This window comes from Aerococcus sp. HMSC10H05 (assembly GCF_001806975.1).
In the GTDB taxonomy this organism is placed as follows: domain Bacteria; phylum Bacillota; class Bacilli; order Lactobacillales; family Aerococcaceae; genus Aerococcus; species Aerococcus viridans_B.
The window spans coordinates 104865-112184 of record NZ_KV786992.1 but is presented as its reverse complement, the minus strand read 5'-3'; the positions used below and the strand labels follow the sequence as shown (position 1 = coordinate 112184).

The 7320-nt window shown below is 36.0% G+C and carries 5 protein-coding genes; 4 read left to right on the top strand and 1 reads right to left on the bottom strand.

The window, feature by feature from the left end; translation table 11 throughout:
* Positions 1 to 254: 254 nt before the first annotated feature.
* Complete coding sequence (locus tag HMPREF3116_RS06715; RefSeq protein WP_083272797.1) at positions 255 to 1751, bottom strand: ISLre2 family transposase; 1497 nt, start codon at positions 1749 to 1751, stop codon at positions 255 to 257.
* A gap of 91 nt (positions 1752 to 1842) precedes the next feature.
* Here HMPREF3116_RS06715 and HMPREF3116_RS06710 point away from each other — a divergent pair, with 91 nt between their 5' ends.
* The 4 genes from HMPREF3116_RS06710 (at position 1843) to HMPREF3116_RS06695 (ending at position 7144) form a co-directional block, all read left to right on the top strand.
* Positions 1843 to 3870, top strand: a complete 2028-nt coding sequence (locus HMPREF3116_RS06710) for a DHH family phosphoesterase (RefSeq protein WP_070468593.1) — start codon at positions 1843 to 1845, stop codon at positions 3868 to 3870.
* A gap of 2 nt (positions 3871 to 3872) precedes the next feature.
* A complete protein-coding gene (gene rplI / locus HMPREF3116_RS06705; protein WP_070468591.1) occupies positions 3873 to 4325 on the top strand; it encodes a 50S ribosomal protein L9 in 453 nt (150 codons plus the stop codon).
* A 119-nt stretch (positions 4326 to 4444) separates the two neighbouring features.
* Positions 4445 to 5833 carry a replicative DNA helicase gene (dnaB, locus tag HMPREF3116_RS06700; RefSeq protein WP_070468590.1) on the top strand — a complete coding sequence of 463 codons (1389 nt, stop codon included), beginning with the start codon at positions 4445 to 4447 and terminating at the stop codon, positions 5831 to 5833.
* An 18-nt stretch (positions 5834 to 5851) separates the two neighbouring features.
* A complete protein-coding gene (locus HMPREF3116_RS06695) occupies positions 5852 to 7144 on the top strand; it encodes an adenylosuccinate synthase (RefSeq protein ID WP_070468588.1) in 1293 nt (430 codons plus the stop codon).
* Positions 7145 to 7320: the final 176 nt, after the last annotated feature.

The window sequence follows — 7320 nt, the reverse complement described above, 5'->3', positions numbered from 1 at the left end:
TTATTAAAGGCACTTGTAATGGAGGGGGCTTTTTGGCGCACGATTTCGTTAGAAATATACAAGATTGAAAATCGTGTATAAGTGCGCCCTTTGTCTTGAACTTAGCACGTTACACCAATTTTTTTAAATGGTGTATAAGGGTTGCGTCAAGTTACTGTTGGATTTTATTTCCCCAGTTAATTTTGTGCTTTTCTCTGCCTTAGACCATATAAGCGGAAGTTCCGCCTATATGGTCTAAGGCAGAATGCTGCTATCTAGCTAAAAGTACGTTTCAATACACCTAACGGTGAAGAAGATGAACCATAATTCACTATTGAGCCATTGTGAATAGCTGTATATTCGGCTTTCTTAGCACCGGTAATACGGTCATCTAGTTGAATAACCTTTCGTTCTTTTTGTTTCTGTTTATTTGTCAATAATACTAACTGATCAATTTGTCCACCATTTAATTTATAGACTCTTAACTTAGCGATATTTTCAGCACCTTTTATAGACCATCCTAAGGGTCTTGAACTCAATCTACTACTTAAGATATGACTAACGTGCCCTTCAGCACTACATGAAATATAACCAGGCCTATATTGATTTTGAATGGCGGTCCAATGATTGAGTAGATATTTTCGATTTGCTTCTAGCGCTTTTTTCTCACTACTTGAGAGATCAGGATCAGATAAACGTGGATCAAAATATCGTTTCACTTTTCCCTTTTGATTAAATCTAATCCATCTCCGTAGAAGACCTAAGGTCTCTTTTGCTTTAGGACCTAAACCAACTACACTACGCACTGTAGCCTGTTTAGTATGGAATGGGTCTAAGACAAATGTTGTATTGGCAGGAAGATAATCCACACCAGATTTTATCCAACTTGCGCCATCACCACTTAAAAATATTTGCTTTATATTTTGAGTATCATAAGTTTCTTCAATAAATGCTGAAACTTCTAGCCAAAGTTCATCATTATTTGGATACCAACCCGTAAAACATCGCTCTATATTTAAAACATGTCTTTTATCAGTAGATTTTTCATGATTAAAACCAGTCTGAACATAGACTAACTTCATTTGTTTATTTGAACTATCTTGCATAGCAACATGATCTTCATCGGCTTCAATATACAGATATTGTGGTGTTCTTTTTTCAATCGTTTCTTCTAACGGAAGTTCAATACTTTCTCTAGAAAGTTTATGAACTAAATTATACGTGGTTTGCTTACTATGAATACTGATATTTTCTATTTTATCGATAGCTTGTTGGTACGACATATCCTTCGCATTTTCTATGATTTGACTTTGTAGGTTATTATCAATCCTCTGATGAGGTTCAATTTCTAATAAGTCATCTAATAAATACGTAAAGTTATCTGTAGTTTTATTCCGATAGTAAGCTCTGGAATACTCAATATCACCGAATTTAGTGGCAATGACCTTAAGGTCATTACTACGATGAATCCAATAGTTCTGCTTTCTATCAGAACTTTCTCGAATAACCTCTTCTACATCTGAAAGTACTGACTGCACCATTTCTACAATTAATTCATTTAAACTTTTTTCAGTTAATTTTGTCATTTCATCAAAATTTATAGTGTTATTAATTAGTTTGTTAAAAAGAAATGATTGTAAGTCTGTCACTGTTTGATTAATATATGCTAAACTAAGCAAAGGAATCCCCACTTTCGATTTTTGGTTTGCGCTTAAATTGTAACATGGGGGTTCTTTTTTTATGCTCAATTTTCCAACAGTAACTTGACGCATCCCAACACATGTATAAATATGAATGTTTTTTAAGATTATGTTAAAATGGTATATATTAAAGTGCCGAATTTTTACCTAAAGGAGATTATTTATGAAAAGAGAGAATTGGCAGCCTAAAATCCCTTCTTTCTTATTGAAGTCGGCAATTATATGGCCACTTATTATTGCATTATTATTATTAATTATTGTTATTGGTATTAGTGCAAGCGTTAGTTTACAAATGGGTTTTGTAATTGTTAGTTTGATTATAGTAATAATAGGCCTACTTGGTTTTAGCTTGGTCCAGATGTTAAATGCTATTAGCGAGTACATCTTAGGATTGAGTAATCAAATTAAATCTGTCCAAAGTGAAATTCTATTAAATATGCCTATTGGCATCGTTGTCTTCGATGAAAATGAACCAATTATTGAATGGGTTAACCCATTTTTACAAAAATATTTTTATCAGAAAGAAATTATTGGATTATATATTAATGATTTGGATGAAGATATTTTTGAATTATATAAAGAATTTCAAGAAGATTCTTCATTAAACTCAAAACGATTTCAATGGAAAAATGCACATTTTGAAGTGACTTATTTAAGAGATGAACATGCCCTATATTTTATTGATACTACGAAGTATGGCATCATTGCAGAGAATGCAGATTTAGGTCGTATTGTGATTGGTCATATTGTAGTTGATAATTATGATGAAACTGTTTCTTCCATGAATGATAGAAGAAAATCAACTATCGATAACTTAGTGACTAGTGATTTATCTAAATGGGCTAAACATTATGACTCTTATATTAAGCGCTTGGATGATGACCATTTCTTGTTAGTGTCGACTTATGGTCAACTGATACGAATGGAGGAAGATAAGTTTGTGGTAGTAGACAATCTTCGGGAAAAAACCTCAAAGGCGAATACGCCGCTAACTATTTCCATGGGGATTTCGTATCAAGAAAAAGAAGATGTTATTGATGTAGGAGAAATTTCTGATCAAGGGCAATCAAACTTAGATCTTGCACAAAGTCGTGGTGGAGATCAAGTTGTTGTAAGAACTAAGAATCAAAAAGCACGTTACTATGGTGGTAAGACTAACCCAATGGAAAAACGTACTCGTGTGCGTTCACGTCAAATTGCCAATACTATCTCTACAATGATTCAAAACGCATCTTCTGTATTTGTTATGGGGCATGATTATCCAGATATGGATGCACTCGGTGCGTGTTTAGGTATTCGACGAATTGCACAAATGAATAACCAAATGGGCTATGTTATTATCGATGAAAGTCGGATTAATGATGATATTGAACGTTTATTAGTAGAATTACGCAAGGATGAAACCATCGCTGAAGCTATTATATCTCCTGAACAAGCAGAAGAATTAATGGCACAAGATTCACTATTGTTCTTAGTAGATGTTCACCGACCTTCAATCACTGTGGCACCTGACTTGATAACTCCAAATAGACCTGTTATTATTATTGACCATCATCGTAAGGGAGAAGAAGTACCGGATAATATATTATTAGAATATATTGAACCATATGCTTCTTCAGCAAGTGAATTAATTACAGAGTTTTTTGAATATCAAAATCAAGAAAGTGAGCCAATTCAGCGTATTGAAGCAACTGCTATGTTAGCAGGTATGATTGTTGATACGCGAAATTTCTCTTTACGAACTGGATCAAGAACTTTCGATGCTGCAAGTTACTTAAAATCTGTAGGGGCTGATTCTTTTATGATTCAAAACTTACTGAAGGAAGATTTAGCGGACTATATTAAACGTAATGAGTTGATAGAAAATGTTGAACTCATTTCAGGCAACCTTGGTATTGCAAGTGGTGAAGATAAAGAGGTCTATGATTCGGTTACTGCAGCTCAGGCAGCAGATACCTTATTATCAATGCGTAATGTGGATGCATCATTTGTAGTTTATTTAAGGGAAGATGGTCGTGTAGGCATATCCGCACGTAGTCTTGGAACGATTAACGTTCAACGTATAATGGAAGAATTAGGTGGCGGTGGTCACTTATCGAATGCTGCTACACAAATTTCAGATGTGACTGTCTCTGAAGCAGTAGACATGTTAAAATCTGTTATTATGGTTAAAGACGAGGAGGACGAATAATTATGAAGGTTATTTTTCTACAAGATGTTAAAAATCAAGGTAAAAAGGGTCAAATAAAAGAAGTCCCTAATGGTTACGCACAAAACTTTTTATTAAAAAAAGGTTTAGCAAAAGAAGCTACTGCTAGTGCTATTTCTGCACAACGAGGCAAAGAAAAGGCTAATGAAAAACAAGCACAAGAAGAGTTGCAAGAGGCAAAAGATTTAAAAGCAAAAATCGAAGACGAGGAAACAGTCGTTACGATTACAGCTAAAGGTGGCGAGGATGGTCGTTTATTCGGTTCAGTCCCGTCTAAACAAATTGCTACAGGAATGTTGAAGCAATATGGTATTAAGTTAGACAAACGTAAAATGGATTTGAATGAACCTATCCGTACATTTGGATATACAAATGTACCTGTAAAATTACATCATGAGGTTGAAGCAACTATTCGCGTACACATCGTTGAAGAGTAGGGCTGGTCTTTCTATAGATAGGAGGCTTGGATTTGAATCCCAGCCTCCTATTTTATTTGAATTTATTATCAATTTGATGCTGCTTTTTTGTATAATAGTTAGGTAATGGAGGTGCTGATGTGGCGGAGAATTTAGAACATACTACACCGCCTCAAAGTATAGAGGCTGAGCAAGCTGTGCTCGGTGCCATTTTACTTGATTCCGATGTGTTCATTTCAGTGCTAGAGTATGTTTCTGCCGATGATTTTTATAGTCGTGCAAATCAACTTATTTTTGAAGCGATGGAAGAACTAAACCGGGATGATGAGGCAATTGATGCGTTAACAGTTCAACAAAAATTAAATAACATGCACATGCTTGAAAATGTTGGCGGCTATGAGTATATTTTCCAACTGGCAAATGATACACCAACTGCAGCGAATGCGGAATACTATGCTCGTATAGTTGAAGAAAAATCTTTATTAAGAAAGCTAATTCAAGCATCTAATAAAATTGCCCGCGAAAGTTTTGAGCAAGAAGAGTCAGTATCCGTTATTCTAGATGAAGCTGAAAAATCTATCTTAAAAGTAGCTGAGAACCGAAATCGAAATGGTTTTATCCATATTCGAGATGTCGTGTTTGAATCTATGCAAAATTTAGATGACTTATCTAAAAATGGTCAAGAGGTAACCGGTATTCCAACTGGTTATCCTGATTTAGATGCCATGACAGCTGGATTGCAACCAGAAGAATTAATTATTTTAGCTGCACGTCCGGCCGTTGGTAAGACTGCTTTTGCTTTGAATATCGCACAAAATGTTGCGACAAAGCAAGATGGCGTTGTTGCAGTCTTTTCTTTGGAGATGGGGGCTGAATCTCTGGTTAATCGTATGATTTGCGCAGAAGGGAGTATAAATGCAGGTCATTTACGGACTGGTCAATTAACGGAAGATGAGTGGTCAGATTTGATTGTTGCTTCAGGAGCACTATCTGAAGCAGATATTTATATTGATGATACACCGGGTATTCGAGTAACTGAAATTCGTTCTAAGAGTAGACGTCTACTTAAAGAACGCGGGCGACTTGATTTAATTGTGATAGATTACCTTCAATTGATTGAAGGTTCAGGTAAGCGAAATGAAAATAGACAACAAGAAGTTTCTGAAATTTCTAGACAATTAAAGAAAATTGCTAAAGAATTACACGTACCTGTAATTGCTTTATCTCAATTATCACGTGGTGTTGAACAGCGTCAGGATAAACGTCCAGTTCTTTCTGACATTCGTGAATCGGGATCTATTGAACAGGATGCGGATATTGTAGCCTTCCTGTATCGTGATGATTATTACGAACGTGGTGATGGTGAAGATGATGATGGTGGCGAACCGAAACTAGAAGATAATATCGTTGAGGTTATTATTGAAAAAAACCGATCCGGTGCGCGTGGAACAGTGAAACTTATTTTTACAAAAGAATTTAACAAATTTTCATCAGTGAGCTTTAGAACTGATGATGAAATGTTTGCATAACAGAGAGGAAAATCATTTATGTCAGGGATTGTCGTAGTAGGTACACAGTGGGGAGACGAAGGAAAAGGTAAAATTACCGACTTTCTAGCCAAAGATGCATCTGTGATTGTACGTTACCAAGGTGGGGACAACGCAGGTCACACGATTCAATTTGATGGCACCAAGTACGCATTACATTTAATTCCATCGGGTATCTTTTCGTCTGAGAAGTTATCTGTTATCGGTAACGGCGTTGTTATAAATCCGAAAGCATTGATTAAAGAATTGAATTACCTAAAAGACCATGGCATTGATGTAAAAGGCTTACGCATTTCAGACCGTGCCCATGTGATTTTACCTTACCATATTGAATTAGACCGCCTTCAAGAAGAAGCTAAAGGTGACGAGAAAATTGGTACGACAATTAAGGGGATTGGACCAGCTTATACTGATAAAGCTAGCCGTAGTGGTATTCGCGTATGTGACTTATTGGAAAAAGATACTTTTGCAGCGAAGTTAAAAGCTAATCTTGATTATTACAATCAAATTATTACTAAAATATATGGCGACCAACCGATAGATTTTGAAGAAGTCTATGCTGAATACTACGCTTATGGTCAAGAAATTAAGCACTTTGTAGCAGATACTTCAGTGATTATTAATGACTACTTAGACCGTGGTGAAAATGTATTATTTGAAGGTGCTCAAGGAAATCTATTAGATATCGACCAAGGTACATACCCATATGTAACGTCATCTAACCCAGTTTCAGGTGGTGCGACAGTTGGTACTGGTGTTGGACCAACACGCTTTAACAAAGTTGTTGGTGTAGCGAAAGCTTATACTTCTCGTGTTGGTGAAGGTGCCTTCCCAACTGAATTATTTGATGCTGTGGGAGATCAAATCAGAGAAGTTGGGCGCGAATTTGGTACAACTACTGGCCGTCCACGCCGTGTTGGTTGGTTTGACTCTGTTGTGATGCGTCACTCTAAACGTATCTCTGGATTAACTGATTTATCGTTGAATTCAATCGATGTATTGTCAGGGTTAGAAACAGTGAAAATTTGTGTAGCCTATGAAACAGCAGACGGTACACGTATTGAACATTATCCAGCTAGTTTGCAACAATTAGCTGAATGTACACCAATTTATGAAGAGTTACCAGGTTGGAATGAAGATATTACTGCTTGCAAGACTTTAGAGGATTTACCAGCAAATGCACGTCAATATGTTAAACGTGTATCGGAATTAGTTGGTGTAAATATTGCGACATTCTCTGTGGGTCCAGATCGGACGCAAACAAATATTTTAGAAGATATTTGGAATAGTTAATTTAATTAAAAAGTGGGACTATGGAGGGTTCCATGATTGGTTGGATTTGCTTCCGATTCATTTGGAATATTACTGGTGAATTACGTGAAAAGATGGCAGCTTGGAAAGACAGCCGTACTGCTGATCTAGAGGACTAGCTTATTCATATGTTTTAGTAAACTTAGTGGCCAAGGAAT